The following is a 22,567-nucleotide window of genomic DNA, read 5'->3' as shown; positions in this document are numbered from 1 at the left end:
AGGATTCTAAATGGCTGGTACAACTGGAGAACGTCCGTTTGGGGACATTATTACAAGTATCCGTTATTGGGTAATTCACAGCATCACCATTCCGGCTTTGTTTATTGCTGGATGGCTGTTTGTGCAAACGGGTTTGGCTTACGATGCTTTCGGAACTCCTCGCCCTAACCAGTATTTCACACAGCAGCGGGAAGAAGTGCCGATTATTTCGGATCGCTTTGAAGCTAAGAAACAAGTAGATCAGTTCATTAACGCCAAGTAATTTAACAAGGATTTGGAAAAATGACGAGCAGAACCCCAAATAATGAGCCAATTTCGTATCCGATTTTTACGGTGCGCTGGTTGGCAGTTCATACTTTAGGTGTCCCAACAATTTTCTTTTTGGGCGCGATCGCAGCAATGCAATTTATTCAACGATAGGAGTTTACAATGCCTGAGCGCGTTCCTAATCCCAACGAGCAGCCTGTTGAGTTAAACCGGACTTCTTTGTATTTGGGTTTGTTGCTGATTTTTGTTTTGGGTATTTTGTTTTCCAGTTATTTCTTTAATTAACTGGTGTCTGAGTTTGCTTTCGATAGTTCCATCGAATTTGTTTAGCTGTAAATTAGTGAGGTGATGGCTATGTTTAGTGAAAGTGGCAGAATTCCTTTGTGGCTGGTAGCTACTGTTGCAGGCCTCGGTGTTCTCAGCATTGTGAGTCTTTTCTTCTACGGTGCTTATGCCGGTTTGGGTTCTTCGATGTAAGGAGAATCAAGCTGATTTTCGGCTTTTAACCCCCCTTTTTCAAGGGGGGTTTTAATTATGCGAATTGTGTTGGTAAATCGGGGATAACTGTTATCGATAGTGTGAATTTTTTGGCCAGTTTATGATATAAGTTCCGGTGGCACCGGAATTATTGTTGACTGTTGACTGTTGACTGTTAACTCGGGGTCGAAAAACTGAATGATAGTTGAGTCTTGACTGTTGATTCCATTTTACAATTCCGATGCTAGCGGAGTTGATATGAGAATTTAATCCGGCGTTGTCAGATGAAGATTTTTGGTGGTTGGGTGGAGATTTGCTCAATCAACTGCTGGCATTGCGGGTTCACCAATAACCCCAAAATCGAGCGCCACTAGCCGACGATCGCTAAGAGAGTGTGAGCCGATCGTGAAATTAGCCAAAAGTTGCGAGTAGAATGGTGCAAGAGCCGATCGCTCGATCGTAGTGCACAGCGAAATATGACCCCACCGCCGCCGCCCCGCAAACCTCAAACCGTCTTGGGTGCGATTACCCAAGCAGTCCAGACTATTGCTAAGGTTAATTTTAACCAGCTAGCGCTGAAACCTAATGCCAAAGTACCCGAATTGTGGGTACAGGATGCTGGTGCAGCTAAAGCTGAGGTTTATCCGCTGTTGGGCGATCGATATTTGTTAGGTCGATCGTCCAAATCTTCAGATATAGTAGTTCGCAATCCCGTTGTCAGTCACGTCCACTTATCCCTGTCGCGCGATACTCGGCGGCGGACTCCTTTTGTCATCAAAGATGAAGACTCCACAAACGGCATTTACAATGGCAAAAGGCGAGTTAAAAGTATGTCCCTGCGTCACGGAGACGTGTTCACTTTAGGGCCGCCGGAACTAGCCGCCGCTGTCAGAATTCAGTTTGTATATCCGCCGCCTTGGTATTTGCAACTTGTGCGTTACAGCTTTTACAGCGTCAGTGGAATCACCGCTGTGATTGCCGTGTTGGTAGGCATGGAATCGACAAAGTTTCAAGTGCGGCCTCTGCCAAGAAGTATCAATGGCCCCGTGATTGTTTACGCCCGCGATGGGCAAACTCCCCTGCGTCCTCCTCAGAATAACGCTCACTTAGAATTAAAGCAATTACAGGATTTTTCGCCTTATTTATCCAAGGCGGTACTTGCTTCGGAAGACAGTCGCTACAATTGGCATTTGGGAGTAGATCCGATCGGAGTTTTGCGCGCGCTTTTGACCAACGTTCGCGGGGGAGGAATTCGCGAAGGCGGAAGCACTGTGACGCAGCAGTTAGCGAGAAGTTTGTTTCGAGATTATGTGGGAACTCAAGATTCGGCAGGACGTAAGTTACGGGAAGCTGTAGTTGCGTTGAAACTGGAGAATTATTACAGCAAAGATGAGCTGTTGCTGACTTATTTAAATCGGGTGTTTTTGGGAATTGACCTTTACGGTTTTGAGGATGCGGCTCGGTTTTATTTTGGGAAGTCGGCGAGGGATTTAACTTTGTCAGAGGCGGCAACTTTGGCAGGGATTTTGCCTGCTCCCAACAGTTTTAATCCGATTCAAAATTATCAGTTGGCGGTACAGTACCGCGATCGAGTGATCGAACGGATGCGGGCACTGGGGACGGTTTCTCAGGAAGAAGCCGATCGCGCAAGGCGATCGCGAATTGAGATCAATCCTAAAGCCCGCCAATATCTGCAAAGTACGATCGCTCCTTATTTCTACAGTTATGTATTTGACGAATTGGAGTTTTTGCTGGGGGAGCAGTTAGCCAGAGAAGGCAATTTTATTGTAGAAACAGGTTTGAATCCCGGCCTGCAAAAAGTGGCTGAAGCTTCCCTCAGAAATGCTGTTGAAAATGCCGGAGCCAGTGCAGGTTTTTCTCAAGGAGCCGTGGTAACTCTCAATAGTACAACCGGGGAAGTCTTAGCTTTAGTTGGGGGCGTAGATTACTTGAAAAGTCAGTTTAATCGGGCTACTCAAGCTTTGAGACAGCCTGGTTCTACATTTAAGATTTTCACCTATGCAGCGGCCCTGGAACGGGGAATCTCACCCGATAAAACTTATTCTTGCGCTCCCCTTTCCTGGGGCGGACAAAGTTACAGCGGCTGCGAAAGAACCAGCGGCAGTGCGGATATGTATCGGGGTTTAGCACAGTCGGAAAATGCAGTTGCTTTGAGAATTGCACAAGATGTCGGTTTAGACAATGTAGTGGGAATGGCAAGACGTTTGGGAATTACTTCGGAACTGCGTTCTAACCCTGGTTTAGTATTAGGTGAAAGTGAAGTTAATGTGTTGCAATTAACGGGTGCTTTCGGGGTTTTGGCAAATCGGGGTTTGGGCAATCGCCCCCACGTAATTAAGCGAATTATTGACAGCAGCGATTGCAAAGATCGAAATGATTTTAAGAGTTGCCGGGTGATTTATGAGTATCAAAAAGATGGCATTGCCAATCGGCAGTTAGTTTCGGAAGCCGTAGCGGATACGATGACTGATATGCTGCAAGGTGTTGTGCGGGGAGGTACGGGTAGCAGTGCTGCTTTGGGGTTGGGAGAAGCTGGAAAAACAGGTACGACTAATGATAATAGAGATTTGTGGTTTGTCGGTTATATTCCGAGTCAGCAACTGGTGACTGGAGTTTGGTTGGGAAATGATGATAATTCTCCGACTGGGGGAGGTAGTTCAAATGCCGCTCAGTTGTGGGGGGAATATATGCGGCAGGTGGCGCGTTGAGTCATTAGTCATTAGTCATTAGTCATTAGTCATTAGTTAGTGGTTGGTTGTTAGTTGTTGGCGAGCATAACTAATCGCCAAAAAAGATTTAGCAGTAAGGTGCGCGGCCCGGCGCACCCTACGAGGATTTAGGGGGAATTTCTGCGCTTATCCTAGAGTCTGAGAAACTGGCCGACAGCCAGACAATATTGAGTGCAAATTGACAACATTTCCGATGACCGCGATCGCAGGTGCTGCAAATCCGGCAGCCTCAACTTGCTCTACAATTGTACCCAAAGTCCCGATCAATTCTTCTTGTTCCGGCCGCGTTCCCCAGCGCACTAACGCTATGGGCGTTTCTGCACTCAATTCGGCTGCTGTTAACTGACCGATAATATAAGGCAAATTGTGGATTCCCATGTATACTACAATGGTTTCGGAGCCGCGGGCGATCGCCTGCCAATTTACCTCCGGTCGATATTTGCCCGCTGATTCGTGGCCGGTGACAAAGGTGACAGAGGAACTGTACGATCGATGTGTTAAAGGAATTCCCGCATAAGCAGGGGCAGCAATCCCAGAAGTTACGCCGGGGACTACTTCTACTGACACTCCAGCTTTTACCAACTCTTCCATTTCTTCGCCACCGCGGCCGAAGATAAACGGATCGCCGCCTTTAAGACGAACTACGATCGCATTATCTCCAGCTTTTTCTATCATTAACTGAGTGGTTTCGTCCTGCATTAACGAGTGACGCCCTTTGCGTTTTCCGGCATCAATTCGTTCTGCTTGGGGGTTGATTGCTGCCAAAATTTGAGGGCTGACTAAAGCGTCATAAATCACCACATCCGCACACTCTAACAAAGCTTTTCCCTTCAAGGTCATCAAACCCGGATCTCCGGGCCCCGCACCTACTAAATACACTTTTCCTAAAGACATCTTTCTTGCTTCCTTTACCTCTTCTGTGCCTCTGGGGTTCATTTTTGAATTAAATTCCCAATTAAGTCTGCTAATTGTACACTTGCGCCTAGAGGATTCGCGAGATGAAGTTCCGCCGCAGGAAATTGCTGCTTTAGCTGTGCGACATTTTTGGCGATCGCATCTGTAATTCCTCCATTAAATAAGAAGTATGGCACAATCCCTATTTGCTGCTGTCCACCACGAACCAAACTGTCAATTTGCTCTGACAAACTCGGCTTTACCGACCAATAAGCTGTCAGCGCACCGAGTTTACTGGCGATTTCCTCAACTGTCGAGTTACCTCCGGGCCGACGGCTGCCATGAGATAATAAAATCCATTTTGGCAATAGCAGATTGGGGAGAAAAGCAACCTCTTCCATCTGACTTTTCACCAATTTTGTTAAGCCTGCTTCCTGGGAACCTAAATGCGGGCGCAATGCAATTTTTAGCTTGTCACCAAAAGTTTGTTGGGCAATTGCCACCTCTGCCGGTATGTCTTCAGCGACGTGAACTCCCGGCAATAAAAATACAGGCAGTATTTGCAATTCTGTCAGTCCCAGCGACAAAGTACGTTCGCCAAAACTGCAAATTTGTTCGTGCAGCGGTGCGGGGCCGAGTTCTAAGGTGGCGGTTGCGACTGCGGGGAATGAGTCAGCCAATGTTTGAGACAGCAGTTGACCTAGGTTTTCCAAAGCTAGTTGGGGTCTGGGGTCGCGGCTGCCGTGAGAAACTAATAAATAGGTCGATCGCAATTTCAATATAGATTTGATGTTAATGTTCGAGCCGGATTTAAAATAATTATAACACCGTGGGGCGCGTGAGTTGAAAAATACTCAACCCTCAACCTGAAGCTTGCGAGTCACGCGCCTCTAACAACTAAAGCAAAGTACCCGGCTTGGAAATTAATCAACACAGGGCTTAAATCTTCTAAGCCGCGCACCTTACAAAAGAAGGTGGGCGGCTTAAAAATTACTTAATACAGGGCTTAAATCTTATAAGCCCCACACCCTAAACAACTCACAAATTAACCTTGGGGAGCGGGATCGGCGATGTATTTGAAAGTAGGTTCCGAGTTCCAAGGGCCGCGTTCATCCTTGCCATTTGTGGACAAGTTAAAGTAGAGATCTACGGTGTTATCTGGCGGAATGTTGCCGAACATCGGATCGGTGAGTTTACCCAGCGATTCCAGAGCTTTCATGAACATTTGAGTGTGAGAAATTTCGCGAGTCAGCAGAAACTGCAACGTCTTTTTCGTTCCCATATCCGGTGCTAGTTTAATCAACTCTTCGTAAGTTTGGCGGGCTCCTGCTTCCGCGCCGATATCAGCGCGCAAATCGCGCACCACATCCCCGCCTTCGTTGATATAAGCTGCTGTCCAAGCTTGACCTTGGCTGTCCAACAAGTGTGGGCCTATGCCACGCACGGCAAACAAAGTGCTTTTGTAAGCTTCTGTTTGGTCAACGTTTTTGGTGTGCATTTCTATGAGTTGGCCCACCATTTCTAAGTGGCTGAATTCTTCGATAGCAATATCTTGAAGCATATCCTTAATCCCTGGATTTTCACAGTGGAATGACTGCACCCAGTATTGCAAAGCTGCTGTGAGTTCTCCGGTTGCTCCGCCAAACTGTTCTAGCAGCAATTGGGCAAAACGGGGGTTGGCTTCGTCTACTGTGACTGCAGCCATTAATTCTTTTTTATGAAAAAACATGGATCGGTACCTCTTTTTAGTTCGGTTGTTAAAGTCTGAAGGATTGCAGACTTTATCTGTGTTCGCCTTCAGCATCCATTGTGCGACAATCGATCGCACCGAGCCTCGGTCGATGGATACATCTAGCTCGACAAATTTCTCTGCTTTCAGGTAGAGTTTAAATATGAAATTTTACTTAGTGAGTCGGTAGACCAAATTACAATTTACAAGCTGCATTATTGTCGCACTCGGTTAATTTTGCTGACAGGGCATCGAGATGCCGCAGCCACTGAACGCCACCAACCCAAGTGCGAGAGGGGAGGTGTCCGATTGGTGCTTGCTGACTAAATTTAATCTGCCCTAAAGTAGTAGCAGAATTGTAGGTTTGCCAGTTGACCCGATCGCAAAATCTGATATAGTCTCCCTTAACGCTTTCGTAAATCTGTTTTTGGACGCTGAAGCCAAACCGACCTTGACTGTAGTGCAGCCAAAGGCGATCGACTGTTTGCAAATCTTCGCAGGGGATCTGGTAAATTTGGCTAATTTCTAGCTGAGTTCCCGGTTGCTGGGAAAGAGATTGACACATCAAGCCCCAAGTTTCGCGATCGGCTTCTTTCCAATTTTTGTTTGACAAAAAATCTCGCAGTTTGGTATAATTAATTCCCCGGGCAGAAATCAGGGTATGATCTAGATTTGAAATAACAGAGAAGGGAAAATTTTCTGCGGAATTGGCTACGGCATTTGTGGGTAAAATCGGAGAATCAGGAGTTGGTAGCGCGTTGAGATCAGAAGAGTTGTCGCTATGATTAAGAGCAGGAGCGATCGGCTTTTTGGGCGAAAGCAAATGTTGATGGCGAATATCTAAAGCTGCTTTGATATCATCCAAAACTTCCGTAGCAAAACTGTACCGCTGAGTGAGACGAGTTTGTAGCAATTTATCTAAAATTTCACCTAACTCGTCGCTAATACTCGTGGCTTTGGGGAGAAACTCGCGCCACCACCAGCGCTCGTTGTTGCAGTCGTACATATCCAAGGGAGGAACTTGCGTCATCAGGCGAACGCAAGTAACCCCTAAACTGTAAAGGTCGCTAGCAGGAAATACTTTGCCGCGCATTTGTTCGGGAGCTACATAATCTTGACTGCCGATGAGCGTTGCTGAACGGAGTATCGCTGAATCAGTCAGCAGTTTGGCTATGCCGAAATCGATCAATACGAGTTTGTTGTCCGACTGTCTGCGGATAATATTTTCGGGTTTGATATCGCGGTGAATGACGCGCTTGTCGTGGATAAATTGCAGCACGGGCAATAAGTCTTGCAGCAGTTGCCAAATTTGATTTTCATCGTAGACACTCTTGTCTAATTCTTGTTTAAGAGTCTGCCCCTCTATAAACTCTTGAACTAAATAAATATGACCTTCTTGTTCAAAGCAGGCTAATAATGTGGGGATTTGCGGGTGTTGTCCGAGTTCGTCTAAACGGACGCCTTCTTGCCGAAATAATTCAACTGCTTTGTTGAAAATTTCGGGGTCGCGGTCGTAAAAATAAAATTGCTTGACTGCACAGCGGGGTAGAGATGGGATGTCTTCATCAATTGCTAGGAAAGTTTTACCAAATCCGCCTCTACCTAAAAGTTCAATCGGGCGATATCGCTGTCTCAGCAAGAGGTTAAAGCCGCAGTTTAAGCAAAATTTGGCGGTGTGGGAGTTTTGAGGATTTTGACATTCTGGGTTGATACAGTAGCTCATATCGATTTTAGATTTTAGATTTTGGATTGCGGAGAAGAGTTTTTTTTAAACGAACCGCGAAGACGCGAAGCGACGCGAAGGAATAGGGAAAAGAGAAGAGAGAGAAAAGGGATGGTTGATAACTCATGCGGTGTGGGATAAGCTGTCCCGCTTCTGGCGTTGTATTTTTCGGGCGGGCGGGACACCCCACAAGCATTTCATCTGAGATATTGCACCATTCTCAATCAGGCTTTTAGGGGTGGGCTAGAAGATCCCACCCTAAAAGAAATTCATTCTTTGTGGAACAGGCATCTTGCCTGTTCTTAAAAATGGTGTCAGAGGTGAGTTTTATCAAACTGGACTGTAGATGCGCCTGGGCTGATAAGGCTATTTTAATGCGCTGGATCGAATCGGGACGCGGCCAGAGCTGCCGAACCCACGCCCCATGACCGAAAGCATCCAGGATACAAGCCCCCGGGTTCATCCGTGGAGACATAAAAAACCTGTATCCGATAAAGGAGCCCCCGAATTTATCCGTGGGGTCAATTCTAAAATCTAAAATCTAAAATCTAAAATCTAAAATCTAAAATCGATTGAGTGCTGGGGGCGAGATAATTGCCGATCGCCCTGTGCGATCATCGCACAGACCGAAAATTGTGCTAAACTCTTACTGTGCCTGGAATTTAATGCACAATCGATCTGTCCGGTTCAGGGACGCTCAAAAATATTTCAAAATATTTTTGCCTTACCCCTAGACTTGTGCTGAGATCTGGTGCTATAGTTAAAACTGATACGGCGAGCGTAGCCAAGTGGTTAAGGCAGTGGTTTGTGGTACCACCATTCGTGGGTTCAAGTCCCATCGTTCGCCCTTTTGATTCTCAACTGTTTAATACGATCGCCCGTTGCCTGTACGGTAATTTGCGATGCTCTTAGGGTGTGCAGTGCACACCTTAATTTTTTTTGGGATGTCGCGGTTCTGTCGGCACAAGTTCCGATGTGCTAATCTTAAATCCAATCTAAAATCTAAAATCTAAAATCAAAATATGCCATCTTTAGTAACAGAAGATTGGGGATATAAATTTAGTGGCGAGCGCACAATTAATAAGTTTATTCGGGATATAGAAGGAGAAGCGGCTTTAGCGAAATATTGCGATTGGGAATGCAAAGAGCGTGCGGAAATTCTGATGTCGGAGATAGCTGGCAAATCCCACAATCTTTTCTACGTGCGTCGCCAAAAGGTAAATGAGAGATTTTCGGAAGAAGAAATCTGGGAATTGCTGCTTGCTACGGATGGAGATGATTTTGAATTACCCGAATTGTTGCAAAAAGCAGATCGCACTTTGCGGTTGTTAACAACTGTACGCTGTGAAGACGGAATCGGCGGTTTAAAACTGCTGGATGCGGGTTTAGTGGCGGTTCCCAGAGGGAGGAAAGATGGGTATTCTTTGCCGGTTCAGTTGCGACTTTTGGCTAACAGTAGATCGCCAATTCCTGCAAAGTCGATCGCCCGCGTCCAACAAATGCCATTTTGGGACGACAGGCACATACCAACTACCGAACAACTAAAAGTTTGGCATACTTTTTTAAATGTGGAAAAACGCATCGCGGAAGCGCGTCAATTTTGCGTACCTTTCCGAGGACACAATTACGGTTCCGGCTTCAAAATCGTCACTTTTGAAATTGAGCGTAATTCCGCAACTCTTGATGGCTACGAGGAAAATCCCTTAGAATTGGGCGACTTTCGCGAAAGGCTAAAAAAGGCGCGAAATGAAGAAATTATTCTGTTTGATTCGCCGCCCGGAAGCAGAAGCAGCCGAGATGGAGAGACATTGGGTAGCATCGCTGAAATTGACTTTGAACATGGTAAATTACGCATTAAGTTAGATGTTGATTTAGGTGATCGCATGGCGGGCGGCAGATATCAAATGCCCAAACAAGGATTCTTGTATTTTGAGGCTGCGGGCGATATCAGTCAGATCGAACGCAAGAAAAAAGCTTTAAAAATGCTGACAGATGGTCGCGCTCAAAATCCCTATTTGAGTGAGTTTTTATTCGACTCTTCTCAGGCGAGAATCCCAGAAAAACTGATTAAATTGGATCGGGAAAACTTATTAAATCGCAATGCTAATGAGGATCAACTTGCTGCCGTAGAAACGGTGCTTTCGGCGCGGGATTTAATTTTGATTCAAGGCCCGCCGGGAACGGGCAAAACGACTGTGATTGCGGAGATTTGCTATCAAATTGCCCGTCAGGGTGGGAAAACACTCATTGCTTCCCAAGCAAATTTGGCTGTAGACAATGCTTTGAGTCGGTTAGTTCACAATCCGGCGATTCGGGCTTTGCGGAAGGGAAAAGCTCATAAGGTGCAGGAAGAAGGGCAGCCGTTTTTGGAGGAAAATGCGATCGGCACTTGGCTACAAAATACGGCTACTGACTGCGAAGAAAAGCTCTCGCAGCGCCTGACTAATGTCAAAACTTTGCGGCAGTTGGTGGCAGAATCAGAGCGATTTACCGCCTACTGTGCCGCCGAAAGAGATTTTTTTAATGAACTAAAACACCTGCACGACAGCAAAGCAAATATTGAGGAAAAGTGCAACCAACAAGCAGCCGATTATGAACGGATTTTAACCGAAAAAAGCGAGATTGAATGTGTGGTTTCGGGGCTAGAGAATCTACTGGATGCGCCGCAAGTTAACTGGGAATCTCCAGAAGTTGCCGAGTTTATGCCGAGGTTAAAACCCTATTCAGAAGGCAATGTTTTAATAGAAAACTTTATGGCAAATGTTCGGATTGCCACTAGCAATGCTATTCAAATAGGTTTCGATCGCCCTGCTTGCGGCGCGTTTGGGATTGCGGTTTGGCTGCAGGAAACTGTAGCAGCGCAAATATCGGAATTTAAGACGGCATTCGATCGCGCTGATGATGTTTGTCACGCTATGTCGGCGGTTGCAGAGTCGTTGCGGGTGTCGCGGCAGATGTCGGAGGCTGTGAATCAACTCGAATTGGGCGATCGGCAAAATCAGACACACCGCCACAATCTCGAACTGAAAATCAAGAATTTGGAACTGCGAAAAGCGGAAATTGCAGCAGTTGTTGTCGCCGTTGCACAGTGGATTGAGACAGCAGATACGGGACTTTATGAAGTCGTAAAAAATTGCTGGGAAACGGGCGCAATGCTCACGGATGATATGGTAGAATTGCCCGCAGGATTGTTGAAAATTGCCCGATCGCTCAAATTGCCGATCGTGCCGCCCAAATGCAAAATCAATTTGCCCGATTTGGATCGGTTGCAAAAGGCGGTAGCCCACGAAGAAAGCGCAGGTTTTAAGGATATACAAGGGCAACAGTTCCGGTTTAGCGAGTTTTTGCACCTAAATTTGAGTCAAACGCCGATCGTGCTCTCTGCGGGCGATCGTACACAGTGGCAACAACTAGCCAAAGACTTCGCCAGCTATTCTCAAGTTAGCCAAAGTCAGCGCAAATTCATCATCGAAAAAGCTCGCACTTTCTTAGCTAGCATTCAACAATTTTACAGTGAATCATTGCAGCCAAATCATATCCAGGCTACCTTCGATCGCCTAGTCAAAGAATTGCTGCACAGTATCCTCGCCAATGCCCGTCAGTGCGTGGTTCCCCTGAAAACCGAAACCGAACAGCAGCTTATCAAACAGCAACAGTTATTAGATAAAATCGGTCAAACCTTGAGCCAGCAGGAAATAGCCGCCACTAAACTTCAGGTAGAAACAGCGCAGCAAGAGGCTAACTTAAAAATTAGCGAAGTTACTAATTTGTTGCAAGCAATTGTCCAGCAGCCCCATGTACCTGAAAAATTGCGGATTTTATCCGAACAATATCTCGCCCAAAAATCGAATATTTGGGAGCAGCCGCAGCAGTTTGTCAAGCAAGTTGAGGCTTGGAAAGCAAGCGCGCTTCAGCTTGAAAAATCCATTGCTGAGTTAGATCCTTTTGGGGTTTTGGAAACCATCAAAAACACCCTTGACGAGCATTTATCCCCGCTACAAATTGCGGCTGCAACTTCGCAGCAGCAACTCGCTCAACTTCAAGCAGAGTTAAGCGAAATTAACGCTCAACTCCAACAGCAGCAACCAACACCAGCATTACTTCTTGAGAGAAATTGGTGGGAGTCAGTATGGCAAACTATCCCCAGTCAATACCAGCCCGAAGTTCCGAATACAGGATTATTTAGTGTAGCTTTTCTGAACAAAATTAACCGTTTATTCAAAACCTGGCAGCGGAAATTAGAGCAAGAAGAAACCGCCCTAAATCGTTCTCAAAACTTTGTAAATGATTGGATTCAAAAACTCCGCAATCCATCAGAAAAAGACCGCAACGATTTAAAGCAAATTTATATTGACAATGCCAACGTAATCGGCATTACTTGCGTGCAAGCTGCCAGTTTCGATTTTACTAAAAACTTTCCCAGCTTTGATGCAGTCATCATTGACGAAGTTAGCAAATGCACTCCCCCAGAGTTATTAATTCCCGCTTTGAAAGGCAGAAAGTTAGTATTAGTGGGCGATCACAGGCAATTGCCGCCGATGTTTAATCAAAGTACGATCGACGATATTGCCGAAGACATCGGCTGTACCGGAGACGAACTTAGCTTTATCAAAGAATCGCTGTTCAAAGTTTTGTTTGAAAATGCCAGCGACAGCATCAAAAAAATGCTGACAACTCAGTATCGAATGCACCCACAAATCATGGGCGCAATCAATCAGTTTTACCAGCAAAAACTCAACTGTGGCATTCAGGAAGCTGACACCAAGCGCGCCCACAACCTCGCAGGTAGAATCATTCAAGAAAATAATCACATTCTGTGGGTGAAAATGCCCATGGGACAAGGGTTTGAAGAGGAAAAACAGGGTACTTCGCGGTTGAACGTCAAGGAGATTGATGCGATCGAGCGTTTGTGCGAACAAATGGACACAGCTTGGCGGCCCAAAGTTGCCGAGGGTGAACCGCCAAAAGAAATCGGAATCATCACTTTTTATGCTGCTCAATTAAATGCAATTAAAGACAGAATCGAAGGCGATAGATTCCCTGCTTTGAGTATCCGCACTGGTACGGTTGACATATTTCAAGGCATGGAAAGACCTGTAATTATTGTCAGCACTGTGTGTAATAATGTTAGGGGCGATATTGGATTTGCTAAGGAACCAGAACGGGTGAATGTGGCATTTTCCCGGGCTCAAGAATTGCTAGTAGTTGTCGGCTGCCACGATTTATTTACCCAACAAACAGGTACAGTGGGGAAAATGTATCAGGAAGTTTCAAAAACGGTGCGTCACTGCGGAGGTTTCGTAGATGTCTCTAGCGTCCTCAACTAAACCAATTGACTCGAATTTAAGTTCGCTAGCCGAACAGATTGAGCAACAAAATCCGGGTTTGTCGGTGTTGGCGGCGCGTCAATTCCGCTTTGCAATCCGCCAAACTCCGCTGGAGGTGGCGATTAGCGAACCGCGCGAGTTTAACGTGTTGGAAGAGTTCATTTTGCGGGCGGGCGTTGAGTTTGAACCTGCGCCAACTTTGAAGGAATTGGCGGATTTGCTGGGTTTGGATGAGATTTTTGTGAAGACTACGGCGGCGACTCTGGTTAGTTTGGAAAGCTTGGAGGTGGCTGAAAATGGGCAAATTGCGATCGCCCCGCAAGGTAGAGATTTTTTTGCTAAAGGTGCGGTTAGTCGATCGCAAATTCAATCAATTTATGCCATTTCCGATCCGCTGAATCAAACTCTTACCTTTAAATTTGATCCTTTAGCGACAGAATCGGTCAACTTGCCAGATTTAGCAGATTTAATATCCCTAGAACATAAAATTACAGACCTTGCGGATTTAAGTATAGCAGAAATCCAGCCGTTAATTCAAGCTTCCGGCTTAGGAATTCACGTCCCAGAAAACGGCAAAATTGTCTCTGCTTGCGATGTCGTCGGCGACGATTTAGATATTTGGCAAACAGTCTCGATTTTTGTGTTGATAGATGCGATCGAAAATAAAACTACTATTCAAGTCCGACAGGGAAAGCAAATATTAGAAACAGCTTCAAACTTGCTAAACGAACTCGAATCGCAGCAAAAACTTTCCTTAAACGACTTGTGTAAAGTAACCCCAGACATCGCACAGCAAGAATCAGAGACAATCCCCGTCCAGAAAACTCCTAAAAAGCCATCTAAGAAGAAACCCAAGTAAACGATATGATGAGAGCTAAAGTCCTGATTACGAAGTGGTTTGTCGTAAAGACTACAGTCCTGATTAACTGATATCTTGCACCAGGCTCAATTACTTTTTTAGGAACGGGCAAGATGCCCGTTCCACAATAAAATCAAATTTTGTGGAACGGGCATCTTGCCCGTTCTTGACAAGAGTACAACATATAACTATTAACCCACAAATGAGGTGATTGTATAAGGGACAGACTAGATCAATATCGTCAATACCTTCAGACATTAATGAGCCGTTATTCTAAAAAAGTTTTAGACGGCTCTTTAGCAACTAAATTTGGCTGCATTCCCGCCGAAAAACCGAATTCCGCCTCTCGACGGCGCACCCCCATCAATTCAGCGCGAGTGACGGGCTGCGTAGGTTTAAAAGTTCCATCTTGATAGCTGCTAACTATCTTGTTGTCCCGTGCAAATAGAAGTTTTCCGGCACTCCAGTGGGAAATAGGAACGTCGCTATAGGGAGGGATAGAAACATAGCTAGGAAATGTGATATTAGCACCTTGTATTCATTTCAAGGATTCCCAAACTAAAGATACCAATTGCTCTCTGGTAACAGCAAGTTGTGGTCGAAAGGTATTATCTTGAGAAAACCCGGCTACAAACCCCAGGTCCACAGCTTCTTTAATTTCGGAAGCGTAGATATCATCGGTAGCTATCTCCGAATTGTAGAAAAGGCAGTATTGCCTACGGTATTGGTATTTCCTGCGGTATTGGCTGCGGTATTGGTATTTCCTGCGGTATTGGCTGCGGTGATAGCTGCGGTATTGGCTGCGGTGTTGGCTGCGGTGTTGGTATTGGTATTGGTATTGGCTGCGGTATTGCTTCGGTATTGCCTCCGGTATTGCCAATTTCTCCCGGTGCGGATTGATTGGTAGTGAAATAAAAGTGGCCTAATGTGCGGCCTTGGTAAGCTCTTTTACTCAAGCGCCAAGCAGGATCGAGACTGATTTTCATGAAGTCGTTAACATCGCCGTTTGTGCGACCGATAACCACCGATTTACCTTGGTAATCTACCGGAGTTCCAATTAGTAAAACATTGCCATCAACAGTTTCCAAAGTTAGGGTGTATTTTAATGCTAAATCTGTGCCTGCCATGCGAATTGAAAAGCCGTTGCTGTCTGTTGCGCGGCCACAAATACCCGTGAAATCAAAACTAACTAATAAGGGATCGACTTTCACGGGATTAGAGCCACTTTCGCTCCAGCATTTTCGCGTGTCAGAGACTTGTTCTAGAACTAGCAATTGGTAGCCGCCGAAAGGGCGGGGTTGGGCGATGACAATTACTCGGTCTTGGTTAATGTCGGTTTCGTCAAAAGTAAATGCTTTAGCCGAACCGATCGCCCCAAGTGTTAAAATTGCTGAACCTGCCAGTGCGGCCACTGTTCGTACAAGTGAATGTTTCATGATTTTTCCCTATTGGCTCCTTATGGTGATGAGACTTATCTAGAATATAAAAAAGTCGCCCTCTTCAGACAACAAGATAGAATTTTACCATCTCTTGTTCCGGTGATACCAAGTGCGATCGATCGCCGATCGTCACATTGGTTCGTAGTGAAAACTCAACTCCGAGCGAATTTTATGAGGACTTGAGTCCTCCCTACAAAGTTATAAGCGTTATTTTACCGAGGAACTTGATAAGCTGTTCGACCTCTAAATTGTATTTTCCGGGCGGGCGCGACGCCCAATCCACAAGAATTTGATGGGACTTGAGAGTAAAAGTTAGATGAGACTGGGCTGATTACTTGCGGGAAATGATCGCACTCTTCACAAAAAAATGGTGCGTTACACTCTTGTTAACGCACCCTAAAACAAACATTCAAAAACTGTCTTTGCCCTCTAGCGGAACATACTGCTAACAGAACTATCTTCGTGAATCCGCCAAATAGTTTCTCCGAGCAAATTGGCTACCGAAAGCACCGTCAACTGCTGAAAACGGTTCTCTTCAGGCACAGGAATTGTATTCGTAACAATTACCTCTTCCAAAACCCCGCTAGACAAACGCTCGATCGCCGGAGGCGAAAACACCGCATGAGTAGCACAAGCATAAACCTGCCTCGCACCCTCGCGGCGCAACAATCTCGCACCTTCAGAAATCGTGCCGGCAGTATCGATCATGTCGTCCACCAACACAGCAGTTTTGCCCCTGACATCACCGATAAGATTCATCACTTCTGCCACGTTGTGAGCTTGGCGGCGCTTGTCAATAATTGCCAGGGGAGCATCACCAAGCTTTTTGGCAAAAGCTCTCGCCCTAGCGACTCCGCCAACATCCGGCGAAACCACAACAATATCCGTCAATTGCTTGCTCGCCAGATAATCTAAAAGCACCGGCGAACCGTAAACGTGATCGAAAGGAATGTCAAAATAACCTTGAATCTGAGCCGAGTGCAAATCCATCGCCAAAATGCGACCGGCCCCAGCTTCCGTAATCAAATTAGCCACTAATTTTGCAGTAATCGACTCTCTTCCGGCCGTTTTGCGGTCAGCCCTAGCATATCCGTAATAGGGGATGACGGCAGTAATTTGTCTGGCCGAAGCGCGGCGACAAGCATCGATCATAATTAACAATTCCATGAGGCGATCGTTTACCGGACAGCAAGTTGGCTGAATCAAGTAAACATCGCAACCCCGAATCGATTCTTGAATTTGAACGTAGAGTTCCCCATCAGCAAACCGCTTGCGAACCATCGGCCCCAAATCAATCCCCAGATAGCGAGCCACCTCTTGGGCGAGGGGAATATTAGCAGAACCGGAGAACAGCCGCAGACGGTCATGAGCGGAAACCGGCGGCTCGGGAAGCGGAAGCGGTAAAGTAGCAGAACGGATCACAGCAGGCCTCTTGCAGGACGTTTATTCCATCGCTATCTTACCATCTGAAACTAGAAATATTCAGCCAATTTTTTAATAGATTTAACTTTCGGGGCGGCCACAAGTGTGAAGTTAGGCGAATTGAATAGGACTTGCAGAAATATGTCCAACAAATCCGGTTTCTACCCCACATTCGGTATCCTTAACGGTCAGAATCGGTTTTTACTTATTTTTATCCAGCAATAAAACTATGAATTATACTTGAATACCGTACATTAACGGATATAAAACTTTTTAAAGGCATAATTTATTACTGTAAAGATAGAGTTTTCTGCGTAATTATGCTGTATGACACGCCAGGGTGTGGAATGTGGGTTGTAGCGAACTCTGTACTGGCAGAAGTACGATCGCACTTGTGTCCCTGCGTCTAAAAATTCTGGCGAGAGTCAATTTAGGGCTGAGGCTGGAAGTCTAGCCACCCAAAATTCAGCCGAAAGCCGAAGGCATCGGGGTTCAATGCGATAAAAAAGCCACCAACAGGCAATAAACTTGAAAAATACTGTAAAAAAAGTTAAGAATCGGAAGCATACTTCAGATTTTTGATATCGGGCAAAGCAAGGTAGAAATCGATGAGCTTAAGAGAACGCATTGACGAAGAAATCAAAGCAGCCATGAAGTCCAAGGACAAAGTTCGCTTGGAAACAGTTCGCGGCATCAAGAAATTTATTCTCGAAAAAGAAGTCAGCCTTCGTCCCTCTGGCCAAGAGACGCTGACAGAAGCTCAAGAAATGGAAATTTTGATGCAAATAGCCAAACAGCGCCGGGATTCGATCGAACAATACCGCAAAGGTGGCCGCGAAGATTTAGTGGCACAAGAGGAGGCGGAGTTAGCAATTGTTGAAGAGTATTTGCCACCCCAGATGTCAGACGAAGAGGTGAGTCAAGTCGTTGACGAAGTGATTGCCTCGGTTGGCGCTACTTCTGCAAAAGATATGGGCAAGGTGATGGGCAAGGCAATGCAGCAGCTTAAGGGCAAAGCAGACGGTAACAGAATTCAAGACATGGTGAAAGCAAAGCTTAACAGTTGACAGTTGGCAGTTGACAGTTGGCAGTTGACAGTTGGCAGTTGGCAGTTGGCAGTTGACAGTTGACAGTTGGCAGTTGACAGTTGGCAGTTGACAGTTGCCAGTAGTCAGTAGACATCTCGCATAAATCATCTCAAGCTTTATAGAGATGTATGGGTTAGGCCGGGGGGCGACAATTTATTAGGGCTAAGACCAAAGAACCCGGTTTCTACGAAAAATCGTGCATTTCTTCTTTGAGATATTGACGCAGAAACCGGGTTTTTGATCGGATATGCAGGTGGCAACCTCTGTGTTTTCGTGAAAAAACCCGGTTTCTGACCATCCTGGCGTCCAAGAATGTCAAAAAAATGTAAAATACTAACTTTGGTCGGGACTGGGGACTACAGAGAGTGAAGTATGCTCAAGAGCATTAAAGACCTAGCATTACTAAGTCTGTGAGCGATCGTCTATTTTTTAACAGTTTCAGCTTAAACTTATGCAGCCACCTATTGCTATTGGAACTCTCCTACAAAACCGCTACCGCTTGGTGAATATTTTAGGTCAAGGAGGATTTGGCCGGACTTATTTAGTAGAAGATTTGGGACGGTTTCAAGAACGCTGCGCCCTGAAGGAATTGATTCCGGTGCAAAGCGGGCCTTACGTTTTGGAAAAATCGAAGGAATTGTTTCAAAGAGAGGCGGCAATACTTTACCAAATTGGGCACCCACAAATTCCCCAGTTTCGGGCAATATTTGAAGAGAACCAGCGTTTGTTTTTAGTGCAGGATTACGTGGAAGGGATGACTTACCGCGAACTAATGCTCGATCGAACTTCAAATGGTCGCAGCTTCACCGAAGCCGAAGTCTTGGTATTCATCCGGCAAATGCTGCCGGTACTGGCTCACATCCACGCCCGCGGCATCATCCACCGCGACATCTCCCCAGAAAATATCATCCGGCGGGAAAACGACCAGTTGCCGGTGCTGATTGACTTTGGAGTGGTGAAGGAACTCGCCACCAAAGTCCAGTCTCCCGAAGGAACAGCCCACGCGACAACAGTCGGTAAAATCGGCTACGCGCCGATGGAACAGTTGCAAAGCGGGCGGGCAACAGCCAGCAGCGACCTCTACGCTTTAGCTGTAACGGCGATCGTCCTGCTGACAGGCAAAGAACCGCAGGAATTGCTCGATCAAACAACGCTGCAGTGGAATTGGCAGCAACAAGCGCAGGTGAGCACAGGTTTGGCTTTGGTTCTCAATCGGATGTTGAGTCGGTCTCCGGGCGATCGATATCAATCTGTCAGCGAAGTCGCCCAAGCACTCGACGCCCAAACTAATCCTAAACCTAGCCAGCCAACTGTACCGCCCGCGCAGCCAGCAGTGGTGCCGCCAAATCCTTCGCTAATAGCAACGGTGGCCGTGGGCAGACCGCCCGAGCCCGCCGCCCAGAGTTCCCACCCCCAAAAAAACCAACCAGACCCGTTAATTGAGCCTGCTGCCGACACTTTTTGGGACAATCCCATTGCTGCGATCGGACTGCTGGCGGGCTTAGTAATCTTGACGGGCTTCGGTTCATGGGCTTTAGTCGGCTCATTTCTCAACAATTCGCGCCCCAAACCCACTCCGACAGGGCCAGCACTGACAAGTCCAACGCCGACACTAACTCCGATACCAAACCCGCTACCTTTACCAACCCCAACCCCACAACCTTTACCAACCCCAACCCCGCAACCTTTGCCGGAACCAAGCCCAGAACCTTTGCTGGAACCAACCCTAGAACCTTTGCCGGAACCGAGCCCAGAACCTTTGCCGGAACCGAACCCAGAACCTTTGCCGGAACCGAGCCCAGAACCTTTGCCGGAACCCAGCCCAGAACCAAGCCCAGCGCCAACTCCGACACCAAAACCGACGCCAGCGCCGGCTCCAGCGCCCAAACCGGCGCCCAAACCGGCGCCCGCACCAACACCCGCACCCAAACCAACTCCCGCGCCGTCCCCAACACCCGCACCAACACCCGCACCAACACCCGCACCGTCGCCGGAACCGGCCCCAACACCCGCACCGTCGCCGGAACCGGCTCCAACTCCCGCACCAACACCGGAACCGGCTCCAACACCCGCACCGTCGCCGCAACCGGAACCGGAACCCGCGCCGTCACCGGAACCAGCACCAACACCCGCACCATTGCCCGAACTCTAAACTTCTGGCAAAATTCCCCTAGACTGAGGTTGATGCCAATTAATTGTTAGCTATTTGCCAATGAACTCGCTGCTAATTGCTGGAACTGATACCGACGCGGGCAAAACTGTTTTGACCAGCGCTCTGGCTGCTTATTGGCAAATGTATTTTCCCGATCGCAGTTTGGGAATTATGAAACTCATGCAAACGGGAACGGGCGATCGCGAACTCTACACCCGTTTGTTTCCCCTCGACCAATCCCCCGAAGAACTCAATCCGCTGCACTTTGATGCGCCTTTAGCACCACCGATTGCTGCGGAACGGGAGGGGAGACGTATTGAACTCGAAAAGGTCTGGACGGCTTGGCAAAGCCTCTCGGAGCGCAAGGATTTTGTGTTGGTGGAAGCTTTGGGAGGGCTGGGCTCGCCTGTAACGTGGGAACTGACTGTAGCCGATATTGCCAGGGATTGGCGGCTGAGGGGGGTTTTGGTAGTACCTGTGAAGTTGGGGGCGATCGGGCAAGCTGTGGCGAATGTTGCTCTCGCCAGACACACTGGTTTTAAGCTGAGAGGAATTGTGCTTAATTGCGTTAAAGCTTATTCTGAACAAGAAATTGCCGATTTAGCGCCCGTTGATTTGATCCAGTCGCTGACTCAAATACCTGTGTTGGGTATTTTGCCGCATTTAGATGACCCAACTGACCTTGCTAAATTAGCTAAAATTGCTTCAGATTTAGATTTAGAACGGTTACTGCCAGGGGTTAATTTAGTTGCTCAGACTTCTAAATAACCCTATTCTCAACACCTCTCTTTCTCATTCCTCTCTTCCTCTGCGTACTCTGCGTCCTCTGCGGTTCATTTAAAAAAAATCTCCTGCACAACTCAGATAAGAATGAAGAAGATTTTCTTTTAACCGCAGAGAGCGCAGAGAGCGCAGAGAAAGAGAAGAGAGAGTTTCACAAATTATTCGGGTTTGCTATAATTAGTGATTACCATTTATTAAGTGATTAAATCTAAAACCTCATCAAAAAAAAAGGAGAATAAAACATGGTTTCTACTGTACCAAATTTAACCTCTGTCGATTTATCTCAATTGCGGCTGGAAATTAGAAATTTGCAGCCTCAGCTAGTCGAATGGCGTCGCCTTTTGCATCAAAAACCGGAGTTGAGTTTTGATGAAAATTTAACGGCGCAGTTTATCTCACAAAAGTTGCAGGAATGGGGAATAGATCATGAAACTAATATTGCTAAAACTGGTATTGTCGCCACTATAGACAGCGGCAAACCGGGGCAGGTTTTGGCAATTCGGGCGGATATGGATGCTTTGCCTATTCAAGAAGAAAATGAGGTGGATTATCGATCGCAGCATGATGGAATTATGCACGCTTGCGGTCACGATGGCCACACTGCGATCGCCCTTGGTACTGTTTGTTATCTGGCCAAGCACAAACACAGCTTTTCGGGTAAAGTAAAATTTATATTTCAGCCCGCCGAAGAAGGGCCAGGGGGGGCAAAACCGATGATTGAAGCGGGAGTTTTGAAGAATCCTGATGTTGATGCGATCGTCGGCTTGCATTTGTGGAACAATCTACCTTTGGGCACTGTAGGCGTTCGCAGCGGCGCGCTGATGGCGGCTGTCGAAGTTTTTGACTGCACGATTTTTGGCAAAGGCGGGCACGGCGCAATGCCACATCAGACTGTGGACTCGATCGTAGTTACAGCCCAAATTGTCAGCGCTTTGCAGGCAATTGTCGCGCGGAACATTGACCCGATCGACTCAGCGGTAGTAACTGTCGGCAAATTCCACGCAGGCCACACCCACAACGTCATTGCCGACACCGCTCAAATCGGTGGCACGGTGCGCTATTTCAATCCAGTATATCAAGGTTATTTTGCAAACCGAATCGAGCAAGTAATTGCCGGAATTTGTCAAAGTCACGGGGCAAATTACCAATTAGATTATTGTGCGCTTTATCCGCCAGTTATTAATGATTCGAGAATAGCTGAATTGGTTCGCGGCGTTGCAGAATCAGTTGTCGAAACTCCTGCAGGAATCGTGCCGGAATGTCAAACAATGGGCGGCGAGGATATGTCATTCTTTTTGCAAGAAGTTCCCGGTTGCTATTTCTTTTTGGGTTCAGCAAATCCAGAGAAAAACTTGGCTTACCCGCACCATCACCCACGCTTTGATTTTGATGAAACTGCGCTGGGGATGGGTGTAGAAATGTTTGTGCGGTGTGTGGAAAAGTTTGGTGTCATGTAAATCAGGCTTTTAGGGGCGGGCTAGCAGCCCACCCTACAAGAAAATTTAGTTTTTCTAGAACAAGCAAATTCATATCTTGTGGAACAGGCATCTTGCCTGTTCTTCAGAATGGTACAACATCTCACATCTTGCACCATTCTCGATAAGCATTTTATGGGCGGGCTAGAAGCCCACCCCACAAGAAAATTTAGTTTTTCTAG

19 protein-coding genes, 1 tRNA gene and 1 pseudogene are annotated in these 22,567 nt (G+C 46.7%); 13 read left to right on the top strand and 8 right to left on the bottom strand.

What is annotated here, in order from left to right:
- Positions 1-10 precede the first annotated feature (10 nt).
- The 5 genes from psbE (at position 11) to Q5691_RS08110 (ending at position 3,473) form a co-directional block, all read left to right on the top strand.
- Entirely contained in the window at positions 11-262 is a 252-nt protein-coding gene (gene psbE / locus Q5691_RS08130) for a cytochrome b559 subunit alpha (protein ID WP_333139432.1), read from the top strand.
- Between the two features lie 20 nt (positions 263-282).
- On the top strand, positions 283-420 hold the full coding sequence (gene psbF, locus Q5691_RS08125) for a cytochrome b559 subunit beta (protein ID WP_006635504.1): 138 nt from the start codon (positions 283-285) through the stop codon (positions 418-420).
- Between the two features lie 9 nt (positions 421-429).
- The gene (locus Q5691_RS08120; protein WP_015176850.1) at positions 430-552 is read left to right on the top strand and encodes a photosystem II reaction center protein L; all 123 of its coding nucleotides are present in this window, start codon (positions 430-432) and stop codon (positions 550-552) included.
- A gap of 69 nt (positions 553-621) precedes the next feature.
- Positions 622-744, top strand: a complete 123-nt coding sequence (locus Q5691_RS08115; protein WP_006635506.1) for a photosystem II reaction center protein J — start codon at positions 622-624, stop codon at positions 742-744.
- A gap of 476 nt (positions 745-1,220) precedes the next feature.
- The gene (locus tag Q5691_RS08110) at positions 1,221-3,473 is read left to right on the top strand and encodes a transglycosylase domain-containing protein (protein WP_333213803.1); all 2,253 of its coding nucleotides are present in this window, start codon (positions 1,221-1,223) and stop codon (positions 3,471-3,473) included.
- 147 nt (positions 3,474-3,620) lie between these two features.
- Here the strand turns inward: Q5691_RS08110 and cobA are convergent, their stop codons facing one another.
- The 4 genes from cobA to Q5691_RS08090 form a co-directional block, all read right to left on the bottom strand.
- Positions 3,621-4,430: a uroporphyrinogen-III C-methyltransferase gene (gene cobA / locus Q5691_RS08105; protein ID WP_333307968.1), complete on the bottom strand. Its 810-nt coding sequence runs from the start codon at positions 4,428-4,430 to the stop codon at positions 3,621-3,623.
- Positions 4,427-5,161 carry a sirohydrochlorin chelatase gene (locus Q5691_RS08100; protein WP_333344409.1) on the bottom strand — a complete coding sequence of 245 codons (735 nt, stop codon included), beginning with the start codon at positions 5,159-5,161 and terminating at the stop codon, positions 4,427-4,429. The genes cobA and Q5691_RS08100 overlap by 4 nt, the downstream gene beginning before the upstream one ends.
- A 272-nt stretch (positions 5,162-5,433) precedes the next feature.
- Positions 5,434-6,117: a manganese catalase family protein gene (locus Q5691_RS08095; RefSeq protein WP_333344407.1), complete on the bottom strand. Its 684-nt coding sequence runs from the start codon at positions 6,115-6,117 to the stop codon at positions 5,434-5,436.
- 196 nt (positions 6,118-6,313) lie between these two features.
- On the bottom strand, positions 6,314-7,840 hold the full coding sequence (locus Q5691_RS08090; protein WP_333307964.1) for a serine/threonine-protein kinase: 1,527 nt from the start codon (positions 7,838-7,840) through the stop codon (positions 6,314-6,316).
- A gap of 774 nt (positions 7,841-8,614) precedes the next feature.
- Here Q5691_RS08090 and Q5691_RS08085 point away from each other — a divergent pair.
- From Q5691_RS08085 to Q5691_RS08070, 4 genes are all read left to right on the top strand, one after another.
- Positions 8,615-8,687: transfer RNA gene (locus Q5691_RS08085), tRNA-His, on the top strand.
- Between the two features lie 175 nt (positions 8,688-8,862).
- Positions 8,863-13,167 carry an AAA domain-containing protein gene (locus tag Q5691_RS08080; protein WP_333344405.1) on the top strand — a complete coding sequence of 1,435 codons (4,305 nt, stop codon included), beginning with the start codon at positions 8,863-8,865 and terminating at the stop codon, positions 13,165-13,167.
- Positions 13,145-14,026 (top strand): hypothetical protein, encoded by an 882-nt coding sequence (locus tag Q5691_RS08075; RefSeq protein WP_333344403.1) that lies wholly within the window; start codon positions 13,145-13,147, stop codon positions 14,024-14,026. The genes Q5691_RS08080 and Q5691_RS08075 overlap by 23 nt, the downstream gene beginning before the upstream one ends.
- 260 nt (positions 14,027-14,286) lie before the next feature.
- Entirely contained in the window at positions 14,287-14,439 is a 153-nt protein-coding gene (locus tag Q5691_RS08070) for a hypothetical protein (protein WP_333213817.1), read from the top strand.
- 11 nt (positions 14,440-14,450) lie between these two features.
- On the opposite strand, the pseudogene Q5691_RS08065 reads toward Q5691_RS08070, so the two are convergent.
- The 4 genes and pseudogenes from Q5691_RS08065 to Q5691_RS08050 all read right to left on the bottom strand — a co-directional run.
- Positions 14,451-14,501, bottom strand: a pseudogene (locus tag Q5691_RS08065) (hypothetical protein); the annotation flags it as partial.
- Positions 14,502-14,564: 63 nt separating this feature from the next.
- On the bottom strand, positions 14,565-14,699 hold the full coding sequence (locus tag Q5691_RS08060; protein WP_333308096.1) for an S-layer homology domain-containing protein: 135 nt from the start codon (positions 14,697-14,699) through the stop codon (positions 14,565-14,567).
- Between the two features lie 43 nt (positions 14,700-14,742).
- A complete protein-coding gene (locus tag Q5691_RS08055; RefSeq protein WP_333213819.1) occupies positions 14,743-15,462 on the bottom strand; it encodes a DUF3747 domain-containing protein in 720 nt (239 codons plus the stop codon).
- Positions 15,463-15,894: 432 nt separating this feature from the next.
- The gene (locus Q5691_RS08050; RefSeq protein ID WP_333213821.1) at positions 15,895-16,887 is read right to left on the bottom strand and encodes a ribose-phosphate pyrophosphokinase; all 993 of its coding nucleotides are present in this window, start codon (positions 16,885-16,887) and stop codon (positions 15,895-15,897) included.
- Between the two features lie 608 nt (positions 16,888-17,495).
- Between Q5691_RS08050 and Q5691_RS08045 the strand changes: the two genes are divergently transcribed.
- From Q5691_RS08045 to Q5691_RS08030, 4 genes are all read left to right on the top strand, one after another.
- Entirely contained in the window at positions 17,496-17,954 is a 459-nt protein-coding gene (locus Q5691_RS08045; RefSeq protein WP_006635515.1) for a GatB/YqeY domain-containing protein, read from the top strand.
- Between the two features lie 472 nt (positions 17,955-18,426).
- Positions 18,427-20,127 carry a serine/threonine-protein kinase gene (locus Q5691_RS08040; protein WP_333307960.1) on the top strand — a complete coding sequence of 567 codons (1,701 nt, stop codon included), beginning with the start codon at positions 18,427-18,429 and terminating at the stop codon, positions 20,125-20,127.
- A 60-nt stretch (positions 20,128-20,187) separates the two neighbouring features.
- Positions 20,188-20,895: a dethiobiotin synthase gene (gene bioD, locus Q5691_RS08035; RefSeq protein ID WP_333213825.1), complete on the top strand. Its 708-nt coding sequence runs from the start codon at positions 20,188-20,190 to the stop codon at positions 20,893-20,895.
- Positions 20,896-21,152: 257 nt separating this feature from the next.
- Entirely contained in the window at positions 21,153-22,367 is a 1,215-nt protein-coding gene (locus Q5691_RS08030; protein ID WP_333344401.1) for a M20 family metallopeptidase, read from the top strand.
- Positions 22,368-22,567: the final 200 nt, after the last annotated feature.

Origin of the sequence: Microcoleus sp. w1-18aA5 (assembly GCF_036701705.1) — a bacterium.
In the GTDB taxonomy this organism is placed as follows: domain Bacteria; phylum Cyanobacteriota; class Cyanobacteriia; order Cyanobacteriales; family Microcoleaceae; genus Microcoleus.
This window is presented reverse-complemented; position numbering and strand designations above follow the sequence as displayed.